The organism is Gordonia prachuapensis (genome assembly GCF_036350515.1).
Taxonomy (GTDB): domain Bacteria; phylum Actinomycetota; class Actinomycetes; order Mycobacteriales; family Mycobacteriaceae; genus Gordonia; species Gordonia prachuapensis.
This window is the reverse complement of the sequence record NZ_JAZDUE010000007.1, coordinates 160,795-184,473: the sequence shown is the minus strand read 5'-3', so window position 1 is coordinate 184,473 and position 23,679 is coordinate 160,795. Positions and strand designations below refer to the sequence as shown.

General features: G+C 66.5%; 19 protein-coding genes. 9 read left to right on the top strand and 10 right to left on the bottom strand.

All coding sequences use genetic code 11. The annotated features are described in order from the left end of the window. Window positions 1-2: 2 nt before the first annotated feature. Both V1Y59_RS10385 and V1Y59_RS10380 read right to left on the bottom strand, forming a co-directional pair. Window positions 3-1,559 carry a cytochrome ubiquinol oxidase subunit I gene (locus V1Y59_RS10385; RefSeq protein WP_330504875.1) on the bottom strand — a complete coding sequence of 519 codons (1,557 nt, stop codon included), beginning with the start codon at window positions 1,557-1,559 and terminating at the stop codon, window positions 3-5. Between the two features lie 303 nt (window positions 1,560-1,862). Then, window positions 1,863-2,732, bottom strand: coding sequence for an aminodeoxychorismate lyase (locus tag V1Y59_RS10380; protein ID WP_330504873.1), 870 nt, complete (start codon window positions 2,730-2,732; stop codon window positions 1,863-1,865). Window positions 2,733-2,805: 73 nt separating this feature from the next. Between V1Y59_RS10380 and ygfZ the strand changes: the two genes are divergently transcribed. The 3 genes from ygfZ (at window position 2,806) to V1Y59_RS10365 (ending at window position 5,002) form a co-directional block, all read left to right on the top strand. Then, a complete protein-coding gene (gene ygfZ / locus V1Y59_RS10375) occupies window positions 2,806-3,996 on the top strand; it encodes a CAF17-like 4Fe-4S cluster assembly/insertion protein YgfZ (protein WP_330504871.1) in 1,191 nt (396 codons plus the stop codon). Beyond that, a complete protein-coding gene (locus V1Y59_RS10370) occupies window positions 3,993-4,658 on the top strand; it encodes an MOSC domain-containing protein (RefSeq protein WP_330504869.1) in 666 nt (221 codons plus the stop codon). Before ygfZ ends, V1Y59_RS10370 begins: the two co-directional genes overlap by 4 nt. A gap of 167 nt (window positions 4,659-4,825) precedes the next feature. Beyond that, the gene (locus V1Y59_RS10365; RefSeq protein WP_330504867.1) at window positions 4,826-5,002 is read left to right on the top strand and encodes a DUF3073 domain-containing protein; all 177 of its coding nucleotides are present in this window, start codon (window positions 4,826-4,828) and stop codon (window positions 5,000-5,002) included. Between the two features lie 245 nt (window positions 5,003-5,247). Here V1Y59_RS10365 and purM read toward each other — a convergent pair whose 3' ends face one another. From purM to V1Y59_RS10350, 3 genes are all read right to left on the bottom strand, one after another. Continuing rightward, the gene (purM, locus tag V1Y59_RS10360) at window positions 5,248-6,369 is read right to left on the bottom strand and encodes a phosphoribosylformylglycinamidine cyclo-ligase (RefSeq protein ID WP_330504865.1); all 1,122 of its coding nucleotides are present in this window, start codon (window positions 6,367-6,369) and stop codon (window positions 5,248-5,250) included. Window positions 6,370-6,540: 171 nt separating this feature from the next. Beyond that, complete coding sequence (purF, locus tag V1Y59_RS10355) at window positions 6,541-8,118, bottom strand: amidophosphoribosyltransferase (protein WP_330504863.1); 1,578 nt, start codon at window positions 8,116-8,118, stop codon at window positions 6,541-6,543. A gap of 190 nt (window positions 8,119-8,308) precedes the next feature. Continuing rightward, window positions 8,309-8,722: a sterol carrier family protein gene (locus tag V1Y59_RS10350; protein ID WP_330504955.1), complete on the bottom strand. Its 414-nt coding sequence runs from the start codon at window positions 8,720-8,722 to the stop codon at window positions 8,309-8,311. A 16-nt stretch (window positions 8,723-8,738) separates the two neighbouring features. Between V1Y59_RS10350 and V1Y59_RS10345 the strand changes: the two genes are divergently transcribed. After that, window positions 8,739-10,247 carry a glutamate-cysteine ligase family protein gene (locus tag V1Y59_RS10345; RefSeq protein ID WP_330504861.1) on the top strand — a complete coding sequence of 503 codons (1,509 nt, stop codon included), beginning with the start codon at window positions 8,739-8,741 and terminating at the stop codon, window positions 10,245-10,247. Here the strand turns inward: V1Y59_RS10345 and V1Y59_RS10340 are convergent. Then, window positions 10,244-11,341, bottom strand: a complete 1,098-nt coding sequence (locus V1Y59_RS10340; RefSeq protein ID WP_330504859.1) for an NAD(P)H-dependent amine dehydrogenase family protein — start codon at window positions 11,339-11,341, stop codon at window positions 10,244-10,246. The two genes, V1Y59_RS10345 and V1Y59_RS10340, sit on opposite strands and share 4 nt — an antisense overlap. A gap of 128 nt (window positions 11,342-11,469) precedes the next feature. Between V1Y59_RS10340 and V1Y59_RS10335 the strand changes: the two genes are divergently transcribed. Beyond that, the gene (locus tag V1Y59_RS10335) at window positions 11,470-12,327 is read left to right on the top strand and encodes a glycerophosphodiester phosphodiesterase (protein ID WP_330504857.1); all 858 of its coding nucleotides are present in this window, start codon (window positions 11,470-11,472) and stop codon (window positions 12,325-12,327) included. A gap of 76 nt (window positions 12,328-12,403) precedes the next feature. Here V1Y59_RS10335 and purL read toward each other — a convergent pair whose 3' ends face one another. Then, window positions 12,404-14,692, bottom strand: coding sequence for a phosphoribosylformylglycinamidine synthase subunit PurL (purL, locus tag V1Y59_RS10330; protein WP_330504855.1), 2,289 nt, complete (start codon window positions 14,690-14,692; stop codon window positions 12,404-12,406). A gap of 143 nt (window positions 14,693-14,835) precedes the next feature. Here purL and eccA point away from each other — a divergent pair, with 143 nt between their 5' ends. After that, window positions 14,836-16,617 (top strand): type VII secretion AAA-ATPase EccA, encoded by a 1,782-nt coding sequence (eccA, locus tag V1Y59_RS10325; protein ID WP_330504853.1) that lies wholly within the window; start codon window positions 14,836-14,838, stop codon window positions 16,615-16,617. A gap of 338 nt (window positions 16,618-16,955) precedes the next feature. Here eccA and V1Y59_RS10320 read toward each other — a convergent pair whose 3' ends face one another. The 3 genes from V1Y59_RS10320 to cysD are packed head-to-tail and all read right to left on the bottom strand — an operon-like array spanning window position 16,956 to window position 20,508. Continuing rightward, window positions 16,956-17,714: a 3'(2'),5'-bisphosphate nucleotidase CysQ gene (locus tag V1Y59_RS10320; protein ID WP_330504851.1), complete on the bottom strand. Its 759-nt coding sequence runs from the start codon at window positions 17,712-17,714 to the stop codon at window positions 16,956-16,958. A gap of 8 nt (window positions 17,715-17,722) precedes the next feature. Next, window positions 17,723-19,561, bottom strand: a complete 1,839-nt coding sequence (gene cysC, locus V1Y59_RS10315; protein WP_330504849.1) for an adenylyl-sulfate kinase — start codon at window positions 19,559-19,561, stop codon at window positions 17,723-17,725. Then, on the bottom strand, window positions 19,561-20,508 hold the full coding sequence (gene cysD / locus V1Y59_RS10310) for a sulfate adenylyltransferase subunit CysD (RefSeq protein WP_330504847.1): 948 nt from the start codon (window positions 20,506-20,508) through the stop codon (window positions 19,561-19,563). Before cysD ends, cysC begins: the two co-directional genes overlap by 1 nt. Window positions 20,509-20,656: 148 nt before the next feature. Between cysD and V1Y59_RS10305 the strand changes: the two genes are divergently transcribed. The 3 genes from V1Y59_RS10305 (at window position 20,657) to V1Y59_RS10295 (ending at window position 23,678) form a co-directional block, all read left to right on the top strand. Beyond that, window positions 20,657-21,493 (top strand): helix-turn-helix domain-containing protein, encoded by an 837-nt coding sequence (locus V1Y59_RS10305; protein WP_330504845.1) that lies wholly within the window; start codon window positions 20,657-20,659, stop codon window positions 21,491-21,493. An 84-nt stretch (window positions 21,494-21,577) separates the two neighbouring features. Then, entirely contained in the window at window positions 21,578-22,510 is a 933-nt protein-coding gene (locus tag V1Y59_RS10300; RefSeq protein ID WP_330504843.1) for an enoyl-CoA hydratase, read from the top strand. Window position 22,511: 1 nt separating this feature from the next. Continuing rightward, entirely contained in the window at window positions 22,512-23,678 is a 1,167-nt protein-coding gene (locus V1Y59_RS10295) for an acyl-CoA dehydrogenase family protein (RefSeq protein ID WP_330504841.1), read from the top strand. The last annotated feature ends 1 nt before the right edge of the window (window position 23,679 follow it).

Below are 23,679 nucleotides of genomic sequence, written 5' to 3'. Positions count from 1 at the left end.
CCTCAGTAGGCGAACGAGAGTTGTTTGGGCTCATCGGTATCCGACGGTTCGTCCGGCGGTACCGCATCGTAGGTCGCCGGCCCCTCGATGATGTAGCGGCGCTGCAACATGAACCAGACGACGCCGAGCGCGCCGTAGAGGATGGTGAACCCGATGAGCGTGACCCAGACCGTCGCGGCGACGTGGTTGGACACACCGTCCTGGACCAGCATGTGAATCCGCAACGGGTCGAGATCATCGGCCCAGTTCGGTACCACGACCCACGGCTGGCGTCCCATCTCGGTGAAGATCCAGCCGGAGCTGTTGGCCAGGAACGGTGTCGGGATCATCCACAGCGCGAACAGCCCGAACTTGCGTGACTCCACCACCCGCTTCTTGCGGGTCAGCCACAGCGCGGCGAGCGCCAGCGCCGCCGAGCCGAGCGCCCAGGTGATCATCGCGCGGAAACCCCAGTAGGTGACGAACAGGTTCGGCGCAAAATTCTGTCCGGGCATGTTGAACTGCGCGGCATACTGCTCCTGCAGCTGGTTCACGCCCTGCACCGTGCTGTTGAAGTCGTGATCGGCCAGGAACGACAGCATGTTGGGGATCTCGAGGACCTCGGTGATGTTGTCGCAGTTGTTCTGCCGACCGATGGCGAGAACGGAGAACGGCGCGCCGGTCTCGGTGTTGCACAACGACTCTGCCGATGCCATCTTCATCGGCTGCTGTTCGAACATGATCTGGGCCTGGATGTCCCCGGTGATGAACAACGCCACGCCGGACACCATGGTGACCCATAGCGCGAATCTCGTCACCGGGCGCCACAGTCCGCGTGCGTCGCGCTCGAGGTCCTCGGGAGTTGCGTCGATATGACTGGGCGAGGACGACTTCGGCATCTCGGTGGTGTCGCCGGTCTCGATCGCCTCGCGGAGCTTCTTCGCCCGGTACATGTTCCGGGCCATCCACCAGCAACCGATCGCGGCGACAAAGGTTCCCGCGGTGAGGAAGGCACCCGCGATCACGTGCGGGAACGCGGCCAGCGTCGTGTTGTTGGTGATGACGGCGACGAAGTCGTTCATCGCCGGACGGCCTCGTTCCTCGTCCCAGGCCACGCCGACCGGGTGTTGCATCCACGAATTCGCGGCGATGATGAAGTAGGCGGAGGCGTTGACGCCGATCGCGGCCAACCAGATACACGCCAGGTGCACGCGCCGCGGCAGCCGTCCCCAACCGAAGATCCACAGTCCGATGAACGTCGACTCGAGGAAGAAGGCCACCAGGCCCTCGAGTGCCAACGGAGCCCCGAAGACATCGGCGACGAACCGGCTGTACTCACTCCAGTTCATGCCGAACTGGAACTCCTGCACGATGCCGGTCGCCACGCCCAGCGCGAAGTTGATCAGGAAGAGCTTGCCGAAGAACTTGGTGGCGCGCAGCCACTGTTCATTACCGGTCACGTGCCAGACCGTCTGCATCACCGCGATCATCGGCGCGAGGCCGATCGTCAGCGGCACCAGGATGAAGTGATAGACGGTGGTGATCCCGAATTGCCACCGAGATACATCAAGAGCGTCCATGTCGCCTCAATCGAGAGTCGGTGCATCGGGCTAAAGATGCACGGGCCGGTCCGGGCTGTGCGAACTCCTGACCTCCGAACCCCGCCCTGTGCACTACGAACCGCGAACCACCGAAACCGTGTCCTACGAAAAACCGTGGTACTACGAGGCGTAGTAGGGCGTGGCGTCCACGCTACGCTGCACAGATCGTTCGGATCAATCACCTACAGCAATGTCGCACTCGATATTCAATTGTGGGCTGCATCTCGCTTGCCGGCACGGCGAACCGAATTGCCGCAGAATTTCCCGACTTCGCAATCATTCTCAATCAACGCAAATCGCGCGGTCCACCAAATCGACGAATTCGTGGTCGTTCGGTGACAACGGCATGACGTAGCGGTTCAACGACGTCACCCGAGCCGCCAGCGCGACACTGCTGATCAGCCACACCGAGTCCGCGGCGATCAGATCGGCGCGGCGGATCACTTCGGTGCGGGTGGTCCAGCCCTCTTGCGCCGCCGTCTCGAACACCGCCCGCTGAGTGGTACCCGGCAGGATCCCCGCCTCGGTCGGCGGGGTCGTCAGGGTCCGGCCGGTCACCGTGACCACCGTCGAGCGCGGCCCCTCGAGCACGGCTCCCTCGCTGCTCAGGTAGATCACGTCGTCGAACCCGTTGGTGGCGGCGTACCGCAATGCGGCCATGTTGGTGGCATAGCTCAGGGTCTTGGCCCCCAGCAGCTGCCACGGCGCACGCTCGGCGAGGTCGGTCGAGAAGCCGCGCTCCAACGTCACCACCGAGATACCCTCCGACCGGGCGTGCGCGACCCGCTCGGCGACCGGGCCCGCCATCACGTAGGCCGTCGGACCGGCGTCGGGAGCGGACTCCCGACCGCGTGAGTACACCAGCCGCAGCCACGCCTCGGCGTCGCCGTTGTCGGCGGTCCACTGCTTCTCGGCCGCCTCGATCGCCTTGGCCCATGTGTCACGCTCCGGCATCGGCAGCTCCATCATCTCGGCGCTGCGGGCCAACCGATCGAGGTGCGCGGGCACCTTGCGGGTGCGACCGGATCGGATCAGCAACGTCTCGAAGACCCCGTCGCCGCGAAGCGCGGCCAGGTCGTCGGCGTGCAGGAAGGGTTCGTCCGGATCATGCACCGTGCCGTCGAGGGTCACCAGAATCTGCGCTGCAGCCATGATCCGAGGCTAATGCCGTGCGGCGCGGTTGCGCCCCCATCGACGTGTCCGTGTCGACCCGTAGAATCGACACGTGACCGCGTCACCCATTTTGACCAGGTATTCCGACCGAGGCGCCGTGCCCGGTCCCGCACGTTCCGCCGACCCGGCCCGGCCCGACACGGTCGATGTCGCCTGGCACTACGGCGACCCGCTCGGCGAGCAGCGGGCGGCCGAGCGCAGCGCCGTCATCGTCGACAGGTCCGACCGGGCGGTGATCGAACTCCCCGGGGCCGAACGCCTGAGCTGGTTGCACACCATCTCCAGCCAGCATGTCGCCACCCTCGCCGACCGCACCAGCGCGGAGAACCTCTCCTTGGACGCCAACGGTCGCGTCGAGGAGCATTTCGTGCTCACCGACATCGACGGCGTCACGTGGATCGACTGCGAAGGCCCGCGGGGTGCGCCCTTGCTGGACTTTCTGACCAAGATGGTCTTCTGGGCGAAGGCCGAGCCGGCCGCTCGCCCGGACATGGCCGTGCTCACCCTCATCGGACCCGATGTGACGACCGGCCCCATCGCCGAACTGCTCGAACTGACGCCCGACGCAGGCGTGTACGCGGCGGGGAGCCTGCCCGAGCTGCATCACGAGGACGAGCCCCTCGGGTTCTGGCGGGTGATGCCGTCCCTCGGCGACGGTGCCGGACTGCCGACGGTCGACCTCGTCGTGCCGGAGTACACGGTGGACACGTGGTGGAGTCAGATCGTCGAGGCGGGCGCGCGGATGGCGGGCAGCTGGACGTACGACGCGATGCGCGTGGCCGCGATCCGACCGCGCCTGGGCATCGACACCGACGAACGCACCATCCCGCACGAGGTGAACTGGATCGGCGGACCCGAGGTCGAGGGTGCGGTGCACCTCGACAAGGGGTGCTACCGCGGACAGGAAACGGTCGCGCGGGTGCACAACCTCGGCAAGTCGCCTCGCCGTCTCGTGCTGCTGCACCTCGACGGCAGCACCGACGAACGTCCCGTACCCGGCGATCGTGTGACCGCCGGCGGCCGCGCAGTCGGGCGGGTCGGTACCGTCGTCGACCACTTTGAACTCGGGCCCATCGCCCTGGCCCTGGTCAAGCGGTCGGTCGGGCCCGACGTCGACCTGATGGTCGACGGTGAGCACCCGGTGAGCGCCCGCATCGATCCCGACTCGGTCCGCACCGACGACCACGTGCAGGCCGGCCGCGCCGCCGTCGAGCGTCTCCGCGGCGGCGGGAACGGCTCGTGACCGCCGGCCCATTCGAGCAGGTCGGCGACATCGGGAGGGTCTTGGCTGTGTGCGCAGCCGGCGACGACGTCGTCCTCGACAAGGTCGGCGCCAGCGGGATCGACAAGCGACCACGATCGGGGCGCGTGTCCGTCACCGAGATGGGCCTGGTCACCGATCACGTCGTCGACACCAAGCATCACGGTGGCGCGGACCAGGCCGTATACGCCTACAGCGAACGAGAGGCGCGTCGCTGGGCCGACGAGCTCGACCGCGAACTCCCGTTCGGTTGGTTCGGTGAGAATCTGCGCATCGACGGACTGCCGATCACCGATGCGCTGGTGGGCGAACGATGGGAGGTCGGCGACGACGGGCTCGTCCTCGAAACGACGATCCCGCGCATCCCGTGTCGCACCTTCGCGGCCTGGGCCGGCGAACCGCAGTGGGTGAAACGATTCCTCGCACGTGCCGACACCGGCGCCTACCTGCGTGTTCTACATGCGGGCACGGTGGCCGAAGGTGACCGCGTCCGTGTCGTCCATCGACCCGATCACGGCGTCCGGGTGCGTCATCTGGTCGCCGGCACCGACGCCGACGGAGAACAACTCGCAGCGCTTCTCGCCGAGGACGGAATCGCCCCCAAGGTGCAGCGGGAGGCCACGCGAAAGCTCTCCCGCGTCTGAGTGACACGCGTCCGAACGGCGGATTCGTGTGAGTCGCGGCGTGTACGGCAGGGCGATCCGCATTATCGAGACGAGCGCGCTAAACTGGGACCCACGACAGATTCATTACCTAGAGAACGGGGCCGCCAAGCGTTTGGCCGCCCCGTCATTGTGCGAGGGGGTCCCATATGGGCCGCGGCCGGGCAAAAGCAAAGCAGACGAAGGTTGCTCGTCAGCTGAAGTACTCCACTCCCCACACCGACTTCGACAGCTTGCAGCGCGAGCTGTCCGGGTCGGAGGACTCGGCGGATCGCCGGGAACCGGTGGATGAGTGGGCCGACGAGGACGAGTGGCGCCGAGCCTGACGCTCGTTCGCCGTCGGCACACCCTCATACCTCCGCACCTTTTCGGTGCGCTCCACGTGAACCACACCTGAGCAGGTGACCGCGGGCTCCACGCCCGCCTCCGGCACAGGTGTGGTTTCGTGCTGCCTGCTCCGCCGGTCGAGTAGCGAGAGCCACCACCCGCCGGTCGAGTAGCCCGAGCCGCTAGGCGAGGGCGTTATCGAGACCTCGGGAGATCGCTCCAGAACCGATTCGCGCCGGCCCGCTCAGAACCGCGGGTGTTCGCCGCTCAGGGCCACCCTGGGCAGGTCATGATTCTTCGGCTCCGACGACCGCTTGATGGAACCCAGCACCCAGTTGTCGACGTGACGGGCGGTGAGCACCGCCTGCGCACGTTCGGTGTCCTCCGGCGCCACCACGGCGACCATGCCGACACCCATGTTGAAGGTGCGCTCCATCTCCTCGCGGGCCACGCGTCCGCGCTGCGCGATCAGCGCGAACACCGGCGCGGGAGTCCAGGTCTCGCGCTCCAGTTCGGCGACGAGACCGGCCGGGATGACTCGAGCCAGGTTCTCGGCCAGGCCGCCTCCGGTGACGTGCGCGAAGGTCCGCACATCCGTCTCGGCAGCCAGGGCCAGACAATCACGCGCGTAGATCCGGGTCGGTTCGAGCAGTTCCTCGCCGAGCGAACGACCGAACTCCTCGACGTGGCCGGCCAGGTCCATGTGCCCCCACTCGAGCAGCACCTTGCGCGCCAGCGAGTATCCGTTGGAATGCAGTCCCGACGAACCCATCGCGATGACGACGTCACCGGGCCGGACGCGCTCCGGGGAGAGGATCTCGTCGGCCTCGACGACGCCGACCGCGGTCGCGGACAGATCGTAGTGGTCCTCGTCCATCAGGCCCGGGTGCTCGGCGGTCTCCCCGCCCAGCAGCGCGCATCCCGCGTCCACGCAGCCGTCGGCGATCCCGGCCACGATCTGCGCCACCGTCTCGGGGACGACTTTGCCGACCGCCACGTAGTCCTGCAGGAAGAGCGGCTCGGCGCCGCACACCACGAGATCGTCGACACACATCGCGACGAGGTCACGTCCGACGGTGTCGTGCTTGTTCATCGCCTGCGCGATGGCCAGTTTGGTGCCGACGCCATCGCTGGCCGCGGCCAACACCGGTTCCCGGTAGTTGCCCTTCAGCGCGAACAGTCCGGAGAATCCGCCGAGGCCGCCCATCACCTCGGGCCGCGACGCGCGTTTGGCATGCGGCGCGAAGAGTTCGACGGCACGCTCGCCGGCGTCGATGTCGACACCTGCCGAGGCGTAGGAGAGACCGTCCTCCGCGGTGTGACGGTCGTTGGCCGGACTACCGGCAGCCGAATCCCGATCGGACATCTGGCGGAGCACCCCTTGTCGAAATCCAGGTGGTCGGACCTCCGGGTGTCGGAGTTTCCGTCGTAGTTCGGTCGGCTCGCGCCCGAGTGTCACCCGCGAGTCCCGACGCCGAATACGCTACCCGACACCGGTGTGTCCGCATCGCTCGGTGGCAGACGCCGAGCCGAGCAGTCAGGGGCGCATCACCGCACTGACGTTGTCGTTGGGCGCCGTGAGCGGATCACGGCTGTCTCCGGCCGCACTGGCCAGCATCTGCTCGAGAACGGCCTTGCCCATCGAGGTCTCTTTCGGCAGCTCGATCGGGTAGTCACCGTCGAAGCAGGCCGCGCACAGGTTGTCGGCGGACTGCTCGGTGGCGGCGATCATCTCGTCGATACCGATGTAGCCGAGCGAGTCGGCGCCGATGGCCTGCCGGACACCTTCGACCATCCCCTCCTCGGACTCCATGCCGTTGGCGATCAGCTCGGCAGGCGAGGCGAAATCGATGCCGTAGAAGCAGGGCCACCGCACCGGGCTGGACGCGATGCGGACGTGCACCTCGGCGGCGCCCGCCTCCCGGAGCATCCGGATCAGGGCGCGCTGGGTGTTGCCGCGGACAATCGAATCATCCACCACGACAAGCCGTTTGCCGCGGATGACCTCTTTGAGTGGATTGAGCTTGAGTCGGATGCCGAGCTGACGGATCGTCTGCGAAGGCTGGATGAACGTGCGTCCGACATAAGCGTTCTTCATCAGGCCCTGGCCGTAGGGGATCCCCGATTCCTGCGCGTAACCGACGGCGGCGGGCGTGCCCGATTCGGGCACGGGGATCACCAGATCACCGTCGGCGGGATGTTCACGTGCCAGGCGTCGGCCGATCTCGACACGGGTCGAATGCACCGACCGCCCATGGATCACGCTGTCCGGGCGGGCCAGATAGACGTACTCGAACACGCAGCCACGCGGCTCCGGCTCGGCGAACCGCGAGCTACGCACCCCGTCGGCGTCGATGGCGAGCAGTTCGCCGGGCTCGATGTCACGGACGAACGACGCGCCGACGATGTCGAACGCCGCGGTTTCCGACGCCACGACCCAGCCACGATCGAGACGACCCAGCGACAGCGGGCGAACCCCGTGCGGATCGCGAGCCGCGTAAAGCGTGTGCTCGTCCATGAACGTCAGGCAGAAGGCACCCTTGAGCCGCGGCAGCAGATCCATCGCCGCCTGCTCGATCGTGCTGTCGGCGGCGCCGTGAGCCAGGAGCGCGCCGACGAGATCGGAGTCCGACGTCGCGGCCGAACTCATCACACCGAGCGAGCGGGCGCGGCTGGCGAGATCGGCAGTGTTGACCAGATTGCCGTTGTGGCCCAGCGCCACCCCGGTTCCGGCGGTGGTGGTGCGGAAGATCGGCTGGGAGTTCTCCCACGTGGTGGAACCCGTGGTGGAGTACCGACAGTGCCCGATCGCGACATGGCCGACCATCGCACCCAGGGTCTGTTCGTCAAAGACCTGACTGACGAGGCCGAGGTCCTTGAACACCAGGACCTGTGACCCGTCGCCGACGGCGATGCCGGCGGCTTCCTGGCCGCGATGCTGCAGGGCGTAGAGGCCGTAATAGGAGAGCTTCGCGACGTCCTCGCCGGGCGCCCACACACCGAACACACCGCATTCTTCGCGGGGCTCGTTCTCGGGCTCGTCAGAGATCCGCGCCGTTCCGCAGGTACGCGAGGAAGTGAGGAGGTTCTTGCTGGCGATCGACAAGTCGGTCATGCGGGGTGCGCTCCCTGGTGCGGTACGGGTTCACGACATGGCAACACGTTGACGGGCTGAGACATCGACGGTTGGGAGATACCTGCAGTTTACCGGTCGGTAGCCGGCGATTGCGAATCATGCAGCGGTGCGCCGGGTCGGGATATTCCGAGGTGTGAGGCATCGCACTGCCACATCCTGCGCCGTGGTGTCATGCCGGGGTGCCGCGGTCGAGCGGGACGATCGGCAGCAGGTCGGCGATCGCCGGTGCCCGGTGTCCTGATGCACTGACCCGCCCGCCCGTGACCGCGTCGTCGAGATCCTGGAGCCCTGTCGCGAGAAGCAACCACACGCGCGGAACGGTCTCGATCACGTTGGGCGGTGTGCCACGGGTGTGCCGGGGTCCCTCGATGCACTGCACCGCCACGAACGGCGGCACCCGTACCTCCACGGAGTTGCCGGGGGCGAGTTGGGCGAGACTCCGGGCGGTGAGCCGCACGGCGGCGGCGAGGTCGGCGCGTGACGGTTCGGGCCGCGAGTCGTCGAGCAGCCATGGCGCCACCGCCATCACCGCGGCGCGCACCTCGACCGGATCGATCGGTTTGCGCGCTGCCACGCCGACCATCATGCACCATTGATCCATGGGAACCGACGTGGCCAAACGGGAGTTCACCGGCGCCGACCGCGTGCAGTTCCGTCGGCAGGTCAGCCGGGGTACCGAGGCCATCGCCCGGATGCTCGCCGACGGCCTGTTCACCGATCAGGGTGAGCCACCCGAACCGCTGCTGGGGATGGAGGTCGAACTCAATCTCGTCGACGACGAGATGAACCCGGCAATGGCCAACGCGACGGTGCTCGACGCCATCGCCGATCCCGACTACCAGACCGAACTCGGGCAGTTCAACATCGAGATCAACGTATCGCCACGGCCGTTCGTCACCGACGACACGATCTCCCTCGAGCAGGCGTTGCGCACGTCGCTGAACCGCGCCGAGGACCGCGCGTCGCGCACCGACAACCACCTGGTGATGATCGGGATGCTGCCCACCCTCACCCACGAGCACTTCGCCCATCAGTGGATTTCGGCGAACCCCCGCTACGACCTGCTGAACAGGCAGATCTTCGCTGCACGAGGCGAGGACATCGAGATCGACATCAGCGGCATCCCGCTGGGCGAGCAACATCCGACCGAACGGCTGCACACCACCACGGATTCGATCCTGCCGGAGGCCGCGTGCACGTCATTGCAACTGCATCTTCGCGTCGCCCCGGAGGACTTCGCGGCGTACTGGAATGCCGCGCAGAGTATCGCCGGCGTGCAAGTGGCGCTGGCCGGCAATTCCCCGTTCCTGGCGGGGACCGCGCTCTGGCACGAGAGCCGAATCCCGGTGTTCGAGCAGGCCACCGATACGCGCCCGCTCGAATTGAAGAACCAGGGCGTGCGACCCCGGGTCTGGTTCGGCGAACGGTGGATCAACACGATCTTCGATCTGTTCGAGGAGAACACCCGCTACTTTCCCGCGCTGTTGCCGGTCGCCAGCGACACCGACCCGATCGACGAGCTCGACGACGGCCGGATCCCGGCGCTCGACGAGCTCCGGCTGCACAACGGCACCGTGTACCGCTGGAACCGCCCGGTCTACGACGTCGTCGGCGGGCGGGCCCACCTGCGCGTCGAGAACCGGGTGCTGCCTGCGGGACCGACAGTCGTCGACACGATGTCGAACGCGGCCTTCTACTACGGAGTGGTCCGCGGGCTCGTCGAATCCGATCGCCCGCTCTGGTCGCAGATGTCGTTCAACGCGGCCGCCGAGAACCTGCAGTCCGGTGCGCGTGCCGGTCTGGAGGCGCAACTGTACTGGCCGAACGTCGGCTGGGTGCGACCCGACGAACTGACCCTGCGCCGATTGCTCGACCTCGCCGACGTGGGTCTGCGGGCCTACGGGGTGTCGGGCAAAGCCCGTGCCCGGTACCTGTCGGTGATCGAAGGCCGGTGCATCACCCACCAGACCGGATCGGTCTGGCAACGCAAGGCCGTGGTCGCCCGCGAGGACGCCGGCGAGACCCGGGAACAGGCGTTGTGCGGGATGTTGCGTGACTACGTCACCCTCATGCACGAAGGGGAACCGGTACACACCTGGTCGCTCTAGAGGGCAGGGCTACCCGACGCCCCCGCCACAAGCCCCCGCCCACTCACCGGCGGCAGATCCAGCGCCGTCACCAGTCCGGGTTTCGCATCCACAACGGCGGCAACGGAATTGACCAACCGCATCGCGGTGACGATCATGCCGGACACGTTGTGGTCGCCGTTCTCGCCGTGGTGGGTGAACTCGACCTTCATCTCCGGTTCGCCGGAGACCAGAATCCGGTAGCAGCCGTCCCCCTCGTTCGGCGTCGGCCAGTCAGGGCATTGGTCGGGGTGGGTGCGGGTGTAGTGCTCGAGCACCACCCGGTCGACGCCGTCGACCTGACCGACCACCTCGAAGTGCAAGGCGGCCATGCTTCCCTGGGGGATCTCGACCGAGACCGTGGAGTAATCGCGTTCTGCCGGAACACGATCGAAGCGTTCCACCAGCGGATCGTCGAGGGTCAGCCCCAGGCCTGCGGCGACCTGGCGGACCACGCTGCCCCACCCCATCGAGAGCACCCCCGGATGCAACAGCATCGGCGTCTCGTCCATCGACTGGCCGAAACCGAAGATCGTCTTCATCACCACCGGCTGGTAGTAGGTGGAGTAGTCGGCGATCTCGAGACAGCGGACTTCGTCGATCCTCTGCGACAGGCTCGTCATGGCCAGCGGCAGCACGTCATTGGCGAATCCGGGGTCGATCCCGTTCACGTGCAGGCTGGCATTGCCGGTACGGCCGGCCGCCTCGATCCGCTCGATCAGGTCCCGGTCGAGGATGCCCTGCGGGAACTGCAACAGGACAGGGCCGCTGGACACGACGTTGATCCCGGCCTCGACGAAGGCGATCAGGTCGTCGATCGCTTCGAAGATCCGATCATCGGTCATCGCCGTGTGCACGATGCAGTCCGGATTCAGCGCGAGGAGCGCATCGCGATCGTTCGTCGCCGTCACGCCCAGTTCTCGGCCGAGTCCGGCCAGCTCACCGGCGTCGCGCCCGACCTTCGCCGGATCGGACACCCATACCCCGACGAGCTCCAGGTCCGGGCGGGCATCGATTCCCGCGATGGCATGCTTCCCGACGGTTCCGGTCGACCACTCGACCACACGAAGTGTCATGTGCCCAAATTAGAACATGTTGCAGTTCTGGGGGTGGAGTTTCATGCAGACGCCGGCACCCGATGCACCGCCCGAATCTGAACCGCAACGACGCCTCCCGTTCATTCACCCGGCGTAGCGTCACGTCGATGCAGACCGATCCGTCTACGGCTTTCACGCTGCCACCGGTCGAGGTGATCCACGAGGGTCACAGGACCTCGATCAAATGGCATCGCGCGCGGCGGCGGCCCGACGACCCGCCGTTCACGTCGAATCGCATCGTCGAGGGCATGACTGTAGGGGCCAGCGTCGAGATCGACCTGGTGGTCCACGGCGAACACGGATTCGCCGTCCTGCACGATCTCGACCTCGGGCACGCCACCACCGGTCGCGGCCGGGTCTCCACAGCAACGGCCGAGCAACTGCGCGCCCTGCGTATCCGCGACAACGACGGCGCCCCGCTGGACGAACCGGTCCTCCTGCTCGACGATCTCCCCGAACTACTCGCGGAGCACGACATCCACCCCGATGCCTTGCTCCAGCTGGACTTCAAACAGGACGCCATCGCCCTCGACGCCGTGACGGTGCGCAATTTTGCCGACGCGGTCGCACCGATGGCATCGAGTTCGATCCTCTCGTGCGGGGACGCCGAAGCCGTTCGGACGTTGACCGATGCTGTACCCGGCATCCGGATCGGCTACGACCCCTGCCATCAGGGCGCCCTTCGCCGGGTACTGCGGTCGGAGGATTTCGACGGGTTCGTCCGCCGCGCGATCACCGCATCGCCGCACGCCGAGATGGTCTATCTGGAGCGTCGCCTGATCCTCGAGGCGGACCGCCGCGGATTCGACATGGTCGGCGCGTTCCACGCCCACGACCGGATGGTGGACGCGTACACGATCTCCGGCATCGACGCGGACTCGATCCGGCAGGCCCGCCGCCTCACCGAGCTACGGGTCGATCAGATCACCACTGACGATGCCGAGGGGCTCGTCGCCGCGTTGTGACTGGTTCTGGCCGCAGTTCCGGACTCTGGCCGCAGTTCCCGCCCCAAGCCGGAACCTGCAACTGCGGCCAGAAGTGTCAGCCGAACAGTTTCGGCAGCGTGCCCTCGTGCGTGGCGCGAAGCTCGGCGAGAGTCACGTCGAACTGATCCTGCACCGTCACCGAGTCACTGCCCTGATCCACCACGCCGATCCGCGTCCACGGCATCCGACGCGCGTCGAGCATCGAGCTGAACCGTGATTCCTCGGTGCGCGGCACGGCCACGACAGCACGTCCGGCGGACTCGGAGAACAGCCACACGAACGGGTCTGCGCCCTCGGGAAGCAGGATGCGGCAACCGGTTTCACCGGCCAGCGCCGATTCGACGACTGCCTGGAACAGACCGCCCTCGGACAGGTCGTGGGCGGCCGAGACCAGTCCGTCGCGCGACGCGGCGACCATGATCTCGGCGAGCAGCCGCTCATGGGCGAGGTCGACCTGCGGCGGCACGCCACCGAGGTGATCATGGGCGACCTGCGACCAGATGGAACCGTCGAACTCGTCGCGGGTCTCGCCGAGCAAGATCAACGTCTCCCCCGGCTCCGTGCCGAATCCCGTCGGCACCCGACGGTGGACGTCGTCGATGATGCCGAGCACACCGACGACCGGTGTCGGCAGGATCGCGGTCGATCCGGTCTGGTTGTAGAAGCTGACGTTGCCGCCGGTCACCGGGATGCCGAGTTCGGCGCATCCGTCGGCGAGGCCGCGCACCGCCTGCTGGAACTGCCACATCACGGCCGGGTCCTCGGGTGACCCGAAGTTGAGGCAGTTGGTGACGGCCTTGGGCGACGCGCCCGACACCGCGACGTTGCGGTACGCCTCGGCGAGCGCGAGCTGCGCCCCCCGATAGGGATCGAGATAGGTGTAGCGACCGGATGCGTCGGTGGCCAACGCGATGCCCCGGCCGGACGCCTCGTCGATCCGGACCATGCCGGAGTCGGCGTGCTCGGCGAGCACGGTGTTCCCCCGCACGTAGCGGTCGTACTGCTCGGTGATGAACTTGCGGCTGCACAGGGCGGGCGACGCGAGCAGCGCGAGCGCGGTCGCGCGCAGTTCGTCAGCCGTCGCGGGCCGATTCAAGGAAGCGGTGGTCGACCCGATGACACCGTCTTGCCAGTCCGGACGGGCGACCGGGCGCTCGTAGACGGGGCCCTCGTGGGCAACGGTGCGTGGCGGCACGTCGACGACGGTCTCGCCGTCCCAGGTGATGACCAGGCGCTCTCCGTCGGTGACCTCTCCGATCACGGTCGCCAGCACATCCCATTTCTTGCACACTGCCAGGAACGCGTCGACGTTCTCCGGCGTCACCACCGCGCACATGCGCTCCTGTGATTCGCTCGAGAGCACCTCGGCCGGGGTCATGCCCTCGGCGCGCATCGGCACCTTCTCCAGGTCGATGTGCATGCCGCCGTCGCCCGCGGCGGCCAGCTCAGAGGTGGCGCACGACAGTCCGGCACCACCGAGATCCTGGATGCCGACGACGAGGCCTGCGTGATAGAGCTCGAGGCAGCACTCGATGAGCACCTTCTCGGTGAACGGGTCACCGACCTGCACGCTCGGCAGCTTCTTGCGATTCGGACCCGATGTCTCCCCGTCGTCATCGAAGGTCTCCGACGCCAGCACCGACACGCCGCCGATGCCGTCGAGCCCGGTGCGCGCACCGAACAGGATGATCTTGTTGCCCGCACCCGACGCGAACGCCAGGTGCAGGTCCTCGGTGCGCAGCACCCCCGCGCACAGGGCGTTGACCAGAGGGTTTCCGGCGTAGCTGGCGTCGAAGACGGTCTCGCCGCCGACGTTGGGCAGGCCCAGGGAGTTGCCGTAGCCGCCGACGCCACGAACCACGCCGTCGACGACCCGGCGGGTGTCGGGAGCATCGGCCGGCCCGAAGCGCAATTGGTCCATCACCGCGATCGGACGGGCTCCCATCGCCATGATGTCGCGGACGATGCCGCCGACGCCGGTGGCCGCACCCTGGTAGGGCTCGACGTAGCTGGGATGATTGTGCGATTCGACCTTGAAAGTGACGGCCCAGCCGTCGCCGATGTCGACGACACCGGCGTTCTCGCCGATGCCGGCGAGCATGCTCGCGCGCATCTCGTCGGTGGTGGTCTCACCGAAGTAGCGCAGATGCACCTTCGACGACTTGTAGCTGCAGTGTTCAGACCACATCACCGAGTACATCGCGAGTTCGGCGTCGGTCGGACGACGACCGAGGATCTCCTTGATCCGCGCGTACTCGTCCTCCTTGAGTCCGAGCTCACGGAACGGTTGCGGTTGGTCGGGGCTGCCGGCAGCGGCTGAAACGGTATCCACCTGCGCACTCACTCTGACGAGTGTATGTCAGTCGCCGATGCGGGCGCGTGCGGGCGTGACCGGGCGCACCGCTACGCTGATCACCTGACACCGGCAGGTCGCACACCACGGACCTACACGGAGGCCATGCAGGAAAGCACGGACTGGGGGACCCGATGGCTGACGTCCGCAAAGCGAGGCAGTTGTTCGAGCTCGGGGTGTTGTCGTTGGGCATCGCCGTCGAAGGCCAGGAGCCGATCAACAATCCTCAACAGGCGACCAAGGCCTTCACCCGCGCCAGCGAATGGGACCCGTCGATGGCAGACGCATGGCTCGGCCGACTGGTGTGCGGCGAGGAGACCGACGAGGTGTTGCTCGCGCTCTACCGGAACCGGTCCGGTATCGGGCATGAGCAGCGGCGTCTCGGGTTGCCGCCGCGGACCTTGTCCGGTCGCTGGACCGTCGCACACATCAACTACCCGATGACCGATGCGACCGAGGCGGCGGCCGCCTACGCGGCGTCGTTGACCCGCGGCCAGGACTACGCCGGCGCACAGGACGTTCTCGACGAGATCCCGGCGGCACACCGGACCTCGATCGTCGAGTTCGTCCAGGCGTTCCTCTACGTGTCGACACAGAGGTGGCCCGACGTGTTGACCGCGCTCCGACGGTCGGACCGGTGGAACGACACGTTTCTCCAGGCTGCGGCCGACGAGATGGTCGGCACGGCGTGCGTGCAGATGGGCATGTTCGGAGAGGGCATCCGGCGGTTGCAGAACGTGATCGACGGACCGATCCCGGCGCTCGCCACACGAGCGATGTTCACGCATGGCATGGCCCTGCGCGAGCAAGGACATGAGGACAAGGCGCGCACGATGTTCGAGCAGGCCTACGCCCGTGATCCGAACTCTCCGGCCGGTCAGGCGTTGAAGTCGCTCAACTTCCGATTGATCATCACCTCGCCGGACCAGATCGCCGAACGTCGCGATCCGTGGGACCCCAAGTCCGTCGACGACCCGGCCGAATCCCTGGTCTCGGACGCGGTCGAACACCCCGAGATGACAGAGATGGTCAGCGAGGCACAGCGCGAACTCTCCGACCAGATCGGCCTCGAGTCGGTGAAGGAGCAGGTGGCGAAACTCCAGTCGGCCGCAACGTTGGCGAAGGTGCGCGCCGATCGCGGTCTGAACACTGCGGCCCGCAGCCTGCACCTGGCCTTCACCGGTCCGCCCGGAACCGGCAAGACGACCGTCGCGCGGATCGTCGCCAAGATCTACTGCGGACTCGGATTCATCAAGACCGACAAGGTGATCGAGGCGACGCGCCGTGACCTGGTGGGTGAACACCTCGGCTCCACCGCTCCCAAGACATCGGCCGTGATCGATTCAGCCATGGACGGCGTGCTGTTCATCGACGAGGCCTACACACTCATCCAGCAAGGACTCTCCGGCGGCGACGCGTTCGGCAAGGAAGCCGTCGACACCCTGCTGGCCCGCATGGAAGACGACCGGGATCGCCTCGTGGTGATCATCGCGGGCTACGACGCCGAGATCGACCGGTTGCTGTCCTCCAACGAGGGTCTCGCGTCCCGGTTCGCCCGGCGGGTCCGCTTCGAGTCCTACACCCCTGACGAACTCGCGCGGATCGGCGACTTCATCGCGCGTAGGCGTGACTCATTGCTCACGCCGGAATCCGTCTCGATGCTCGAGCAGGCCTGCACGCCGCTGTATCACGATGTGCGCGAAGGACCCTCGGGTCTCCGGAGAGCGAGCGACGTCGCAGGCAACGGACGGTTCATCCGCAACATCGTCGAGGCAGCAGAGGAGGAACGCGAGTATCGACTGTCGACGTCTCCTGATCTCGCGGCGCTCTCCGAGGACGAACTGATGCGTATCGAGGTCGACGACGTCCGCACCGCCCTCCGCAATGTCCTTGCCGGACTTCAGCGCTCACCCTGATCACCCTCCGCTGATCGAGTAGCCCGAAGCGCTAGCGGAGGGCGTATCGAGATCTCCCTTCGCTGATCGAGTAGCCCGGAGCGCTAGCGAAGGGCGTATCGAGATCCGGCACACCAGGTTTCGATACGCGATGGGCTCGCAAGCTCACACAACGCTACTCAACCAGCAAGGCCTTGATCGAGACCTCTCCTCCGCTGATCGAGTAGCCCGGAGCGCTAGCGGAGGGCGTATCGAGATCCCCCTCCGATGATCGAGTAGCCCGAAGCGCTAGCGAAGGGCGTATCGAGATCCGGCACACCAGGTTTCGATACGCGATGGGCTCGCAAGCTCGCACAACGCTACTCAACCAGCAGGGCCCCGAGAATCGCGTCACGCAACTCCGGTCGGCAGATGATCAGATCCGGCAGATAGGTGTCGTCCTGGTTGTACACCAGTTCACTGCCGTCGATCCGCCCGCACCACAGCCCCTTCGCCGCGGCGACCGCCACCGGAGCCGCCGAATCCCACTCGTACTGTCCGCCGGCATGCACGTAGGCGTCAGCCTCGCCGCGCACCACGGCCATCGCCTTGGCCCCCGCCGAGCCCATCGGTAGCACCTCCCCGCCAACCGCGTCTGCGACAGCCTGCGAAAAGGCCGGTGCGCGTGAGGCACTCACCACCACGCGGGGACGATCACCTCTCGGGGTCGCCGCCAAGCCGGTCGTCGCGGCCACGGGTTCGGAGTCGTCGACATAGGTGATGCCGAGCGCCGGCAATGCCACCGCCCCCGCGATCAGCCCCCGGTCGGCATGCCACAACGCGACGTGCACCGCCCAGTCGGCGTGATCGTCGGTTCCGTATTCCCGTGTGCCGTCCACCGGATCGACGATCCACACGCGTTCCGCGTCGAGTCGGCGCTTGTCGTCGGCGGATTCCTCGGAGAGCACGGCGTCGTCGGGCCGTTCGGCTGCCAGACGCGCCAGCAACAGGTCGTTGGATCGCCGGTCACCCTCCGCGCCGAGTTCCTTGCCGCGCAAGCCGCTCTCGGCGCGGATGTCCATCAGCAGTCGACCTGCGTCGGTGGCGAGGTCACCGGCAAGGTCCCGATCGTCCGACACGCTGTCTCCTACAGTCCAAGGTTGCGGATGACCGATTCGGCCACCTCGGCGGGTGAGCCATCCGATGGTGTCACGACGATGTCGGGGTCGGCGGGACGTTCGTACGGTGAGTCGATGCCGGTGAACTGGCTGATCTCGCCGCGTCGCGCTTTCGCGTAGAGCCCCTTCGGGTCTCGCTGTTCACACATCTCGATGGGTGTGTCGATGAAGATCTCGTAGAACGGCAGCCGCCGTTCGGCATGGATCTCCCGCGCCCGTTGGCGTTCCTCGGCGAACGGACTGATCAGGGAGACGATGGCGATCGCCCCGGCATCGGCGAACAGCGCCGCCACCTCACTGGTCCGGCGAATGTTCTCGCGACGGTCGTCGTCGGAGAATCCGAGGTCGGCATTGAGCCCATGGCGAAGGTTGTCGCCGTCCATCAGATACGCGGGTCGGCTCTCGGCGACCATCCGCCGCTCGAGTTCAACGGCAAGCGACGACTTCCCGGACCCCGACAACCCGGTCAACCAGATGGTCGCCCCCTGGTGGGTGCGCTGTTCGCGCGTCACCTTGGTGGTCTGCCACACCACATGGCTGTCCTTGCTCACCGGCGCCGTGATCATCCCGGCCGCGACGGTCTTGTTGGTCGCCTCGTCGATCAGGATGAAGCTTCCGGTCTCGCGATTCTTCCGGTACGGGTCGAACATGACCGGCTGTTGAGCGTGCAGCGTGATGCGGGCGATCTCGTTGAGCTCCAACGTTTTCGCTTCTTCATCGCGATGCAGGGTGTTCACGTCCAGCCGGTAGTTCAGACCGCTGATCTGGGCGCGGGTGGCGCGTGTTCCACACATCATCGCGTAGCGGTTTCCCGGTCGCAGCTCGGTGTCGTCGGAGAACCAGCACACCATGGCGTCGAGGTCGCGGCCGACGAACGGCCGGTTGTTCGGGCGTGCCAACATGTCGCCGCGCATGATGTCGATCTCGTCGGCGAGCTCCATCGACACCGCCATCGATGCGAAGGCCTCGTCCACCGGAACGCCGCCGGGGCCCCAGATCTCGGCGATGGTGGTGCTGAACCCACTCGGCAGGACCACCACTTCGTCGCCGCGGGAGAAGACACCGCCCGCGACCGTCCCGGCGTAGGCGCGATGGTCGGCGCCGTCGCTGCGTTGTGGGCGGATCACGTACTGCACCGGCATTCGCGCGTCGATGAGGTTGCGGTCCGACGCGATGTAGACGTTCTCCAGGTGATTGAGCAGAGGACGGCCCTCGTACCACGGCATGTTCACGGACTGGTCGACGACGTTGTCGCCCTGCAGCGCCGACAACGGGATGAAGGTGAGGTCGGTGACATTCAGTTTCGCGGCGAAAGCGATGAAGTCGTCACAGATCTCGTCGAACCGCTCCTGCGACCAGTCGACGAGATCCATCTTGTTGACACAGATCGTGAGGTGCGGAATCCCGAGCAACGACGACAGGAAGGCATGTCGCTTGGTCTGCTCCAGCACACCCTTGCGCGCGTCGACGAGGATCATCGCCAGATCGGCCGTCGACGCACCCGTCACCATGTTGCGGGTGTACTGCACGTGCCCGGGTGTGTCGGCGATGATGAACTTGCGCTTGGGGGTGGAGAAGTAGCGGTAGGCCACGTCGATGGTGATGCCCTGTTCACGCTCGGCGCGCAGGCCGTCGGTCAGCAGCGCCAGGTTGGCGTATTCATCCCCGCGCTCGGCGCTCGTGCGTTCGATGGATTCGAGCTGATCGGTGAAGATCGTCTTGGAGTCGAACAGAAGTCGGCCGATCAGGGTCGACTTCCCGTCGTCGACCGAGCCGGCGGTGGCCAACCGCAACAGTTCCTTGGGCATCAGAAGTAGCCCTCCTTCTTGCGATCTTCCATCCCCGATTCCGAGATCCGGTCGTCGGCGCGGGTGGCACCCCGCTCGGTCACACGGGTGATCGCGATCTCGTCGATCACCTTGTCGATGGTGTCCGCGGTGGACTGGACGCACCCGGTACACGTCGCGTCACCGACCGTACGGAACCGCACCATCTCCACATGTGACGCTTCCCCCGGATACTGCTGCAGGAAACGGGTTTTCGCGAGCAACATCCCGTCGCGCGGGATCACCTCACGTTCATGCGCGTAGTAGATGGGCGGCAGTTCGATGTTCTCGGCGCCGATGTACTGCCAGATGTCGAGCTCGGTCCAGTTACTCAGCGGGAACACCCGGATGTGCTCACCCTTGTGATGACGACCGTTGTAGAGCTGCCACAGTTCGGGGCGCTGCGCCCGCGGGTCCCAGGCGCCGAACTCGTCCCGGAAACTGAACACCCGCTCTTTGGCCCGGGCCTTCTCCTCGTCGCGCCGCGCTCCGCCGAACACCGCGTCGAAGCGGTTCTCCTGGATTCCGCGCAGCAACGCCGTCGTCTGCAGTCGGTTGCGGCTGGCCCCGGGGCCGGTGCTCTCGACGACCCGACCGGCGTCGATGTCGTCCTGGACCGAACTCACCACCAGGCGAACTCCGGTTTCGGCCACCACCCGGTCGCGGTAGTCGATCACCTCGTCGAAGTTGTGGCCGGTGTCGACATGCATGAGGGGAAACGGGACGGGCGCCGGCCAGAATGCCTTCTGCGCGAGGTGGAACATCACCACGGAGTCCTTGCCGCCCGAGAACAGCAGCCCGGGGCGCTCGAAGGTCGCCGCCACCTCACGCATGATGTGCACCGACTCGGCCTCGAGTGCCTCGAGGTGGGTCAACTCGTATCCGTGGTGCGCTCGCCGATCTTTAGCACCCGTAGCGCTCGAAACCATTCGAACTCCTTGACATGTCGAATACTCGACACTAAGCATTGACTATGTGACACAGACCGTAGGTGAGTCGGCGGATGCGCGTCAACAACCCGCGCGCGCGTCGGGCCCTCCCCACGACCGGTCTTCACATTCTCCCCCGACGAGTCGCGTGATCCGCATCATCGAACTCCTGGCGAGCCCCGAGCAGCAGGCCCTGCCCCTTGCCGAGATCGTCCGGCGGACCGGACTGTCCCGGGCCACCGCCCACGCGATCGTCGGCGAACTGATCGACCACGGTTGGGTGCTCCGTGACGTGAAGACCGGCGCGTACACCGTCGGACCGGCGTTCGCGGCCCTGGCACGAGCTGCCGGCTCGGCCGACAACGTCGCCCGGTGGGCAAGCGCATGCGCACGTGAACTGAGCGAACGATTCGACATGGCCGCGTTCGTCGCCCAACGGATCGGGTCTGAACTGATCACGGTGACCGACCACATCGTCCCGGCACGAGTTCGCGACCGAGACGATTCGCCGTGGTTTCGGCACGGCCGTCAGGTCCGGCTCCGGCCACCCATCTGCCGTGAGTTCATCGCCTGCGAATCGGCCGAGACCCAGGCCGCATGGCTGGCGCAGGCTCCGGACACGATCCGCCCTCGACTGCAGACGGTGCTGCACACGATTGCCGAACGCGGGTACTCGATCGAGCGGATGACCGACGACCATGTCGCGATGATCGAGGCGCTGGGCACGTTGGACAGCGTGCCCGATCGGCTTCGATCACGGGTCGACGACCTGCTGACGGAATTGTCGGCGATCGATTACCTGCCTGCCGAACTCGAGGGCGATGTCGCGGCGGTGACCATCGGCGCTCCGATCTTCGACTCGTCGGGGTTCGTCGTCGCATCGATCGTCCTGTGCCCGAACACGACGTTGTCGGCTGTTGACCTGTGCACTCTGGCCGAGGAGACGCGCGCGGCTGCGAGTTCGATCTCCACGCAACTCTCGTGACCACCGTGCGGTCGTCACGGCGACTGATCGCATGGCCACCTCACCCGACTACCAACCAAGCACTTGCTAGGTTAGGCTCGGGGCATGAGCGATGCCGTCATCCCACCCGTCCTCGGCCCCGACGACCTCGGTCCGGAATCGTCGCCGGTCGCCTACGAGGTGGCCGGCCCCGAGGGTGCCGTCGCGTACGTGACGCTCAACCGTCCCGAGTACCGCAACGCGCAGAACTCGGTGATGACCTATTCGCTCGATGCGGCGTTCCGCAAGGCCGTCGACGACACCGCGGTGAAGGTCATCGTGCTGCGGGCCAACGGCAAGCATTTCTCCGCCGGTCACGACATCGGCACGCCTGAGCGCGACTTCGACACCTACTACGACAACGTCGCGGTTCTGCACTGGGATCACACCGACAAGTCCGGCGCCGACCAACGCCTCGCCCGCGAGATGGAGGTGTACATGGGGATGTGTCGCCGGTGGCGGGAGATCCCCAAGCCGGTCATCGCGCAGGTGCACGGCGCGTGCATCGCGGGCGGCCTGATGCTCGCCTGGATCTGCGACTTCATCGTCGCCTCCGACGACGCCTTCTTCTCAGACCCGGTGGCGCGGATGGGCATCCCCGGCGTCGAGTACTTCGCACATGCCTTCGCGCTCGGAACCCGGCGCGCCAAGGAGATCCTGTTCACCGGCGAACGTTTCACCGCCACCCAGGCCGCCGAATGGGGCATGGTCAACCACGTCGTCACCCGCGACGAGCTGACCACCAAGGTGCACACGATCGCCGAGAAGATGGTCGCGATGCCGATGCAGGGGCTGTTCTTGTCCAAGAAGGCCGTCAACATCTGCGAGGACCAGATGGGTTTGCGTAACTCGATGGACTCGGTGTTCGGGTGGCATCACTTCGCGCATGCGGCCAATGCCGAGTCGGGTGGGGATTCTCTCGGCGGGATGGATGCCAAGTCGATGAAGGCTTCTTCGGGTAGTTCCGGCGGCGCCGGCTCCAACGGGAGCGGCAGCTGACATGGATCTCTTCTTCGACGACGACGCCGAGCAGTTCCGTACCGAGGTACGCAACTGGCTCGCCGACCACGTTCCCGCCCAACCTCTTCCGTCGATGGACACGGCCGACGGGTTCGAGGCGCACCGGGAGTGGGAACGCACGATGGCCGCCGACCGTATGTCGGTGGTGAGCTGGCCGGAGGAGTACGGCGGCCGTGACGTCGGCTTGCTGCACTGGGTGATCTTCGAAGAGGAGTACTACCGCTCGGGCGCGCCCGGGCGCGTCAGCCAGAACGGTATCTTCCTGCTCGCACCAACGCTTTTCGAGCACGCGAACCCCGATCAGCTCGCCCGCATCCTGCCCCGGATGGCCCGCGCCGACGACATCTGGGGGCAGGCGTGGAGTGAACCGGAAGCCGGTAGCGATCTCGCGTCCCTGCGGTCGACGGCGACCCGCACCGACGGCGGTTGGCTGTTGAACGGTCAGAAAACGTGGAGCTCGCGATCGAGTTTCGCGGATTGGGCGTTCGGCCTGTTCCGCACGGACAAGGAGGCCCAACGCCACCGCGGGCTGACCTACTTCATGTTCGACCTGCGCGCCGACGGGGTCACCGTCCGGCCGATCGAGCAGCTCGACGGCGAGGCCGGATTCGCCGAATTGTTCCTGGAGGACGTCTTCGTCCCGGACGATCCGGCGGCGCCCGGCGACAGCGGCGTCATCGGGGCCGTCGACAACGGGTGGAAGGTCGCGATGAGCACCGCCGCCAATGAACGCGGTCTGTCGCTGCGCTCTCCCGGGCGCTTCCTGGCCACGACGGACCGGCTCGTCGAGCTGTGGAAACAGAACCGGGACGGCCTGTATTCGACCGCGAATGTCGATGCCCGCGTGGCGGATGCATGGATAGGCGCACGGGCCTACGAGTTGTCCACCTATCAGACCGTGAGCCGGCTCGCGGCCGGCGGACAGCTCGGCATGGAGTCGTCGATCAACAAGGTCTTCTGGTCGCAGTGGGACATCGCCGCCCACGAAACGGCACTCGACCTGCAGGGTGTCGACGCCGAGATCGACGACGCGTGGATGGACGGGTATCTCTTCTCGTTGTCGGGACCGATCTACGCCGGTACCAACGAGATCCAGCGCAACGTGATCGCGGAACGGCTCCTCGGCCTGCCGCGTGGAGACAGGTGAC

Excerpts from the sequence above, each read along its gene's own strand:
- V1Y59_RS10385 (WP_330504875.1), bottom strand. The coding sequence starts at position 1,559 with ATGGACGCTCTTGATGTATCTCGGTGGCAATTCGGGATCACCACCGTC.
- V1Y59_RS10380 (WP_330504873.1), bottom strand. The coding sequence starts at position 2,732 with ATGGCTGCAGCGCAGATTCTGGTGACCCTCGACGGCACGGTGCATGAT.
- V1Y59_RS10365 (WP_330504867.1), top strand. The coding sequence starts at position 4,826 with ATGGGCCGCGGCCGGGCAAAAGCAAAGCAGACGAAGGTTGCTCGTCAG.
- purM (WP_330504865.1), bottom strand. The coding sequence starts at position 6,369 with ATGTCCGATCGGGATTCGGCTGCCGGTAGTCCGGCCAACGACCGTCAC.
- purF (WP_330504863.1), bottom strand. The coding sequence starts at position 8,118 with ATGACCGACTTGTCGATCGCCAGCAAGAACCTCCTCACTTCCTCGCGT.
- V1Y59_RS10350 (WP_330504955.1), bottom strand. The coding sequence starts at position 8,722 with ATGGTCGGCGTGGCAGCGCGCAAACCGATCGATCCGGTCGAGGTGCGC.
- V1Y59_RS10345 (WP_330504861.1), top strand. The coding sequence starts at position 8,739 with ATGGGAACCGACGTGGCCAAACGGGAGTTCACCGGCGCCGACCGCGTG.
- V1Y59_RS10340 (WP_330504859.1), bottom strand. The coding sequence starts at position 11,341 with ATGACACTTCGTGTGGTCGAGTGGTCGACCGGAACCGTCGGGAAGCAT.
- V1Y59_RS10335 (WP_330504857.1), top strand. The coding sequence starts at position 11,470 with ATGCAGACCGATCCGTCTACGGCTTTCACGCTGCCACCGGTCGAGGTG.
- eccA (WP_330504853.1), top strand. The coding sequence starts at position 14,836 with ATGGCTGACGTCCGCAAAGCGAGGCAGTTGTTCGAGCTCGGGGTGTTG.
- cysC (WP_330504849.1), bottom strand. The coding sequence starts at position 19,561 with ATGCCCAAGGAACTGTTGCGGTTGGCCACCGCCGGCTCGGTCGACGAC.
- cysD (WP_330504847.1), bottom strand. The coding sequence starts at position 20,508 with ATGGTTTCGAGCGCTACGGGTGCTAAAGATCGGCGAGCGCACCACGGA.
- V1Y59_RS10300 (WP_330504843.1), top strand. The coding sequence starts at position 21,578 with ATGAGCGATGCCGTCATCCCACCCGTCCTCGGCCCCGACGACCTCGGT.
- V1Y59_RS10295 (WP_330504841.1), top strand. The coding sequence starts at position 22,512 with ATGGATCTCTTCTTCGACGACGACGCCGAGCAGTTCCGTACCGAGGTA.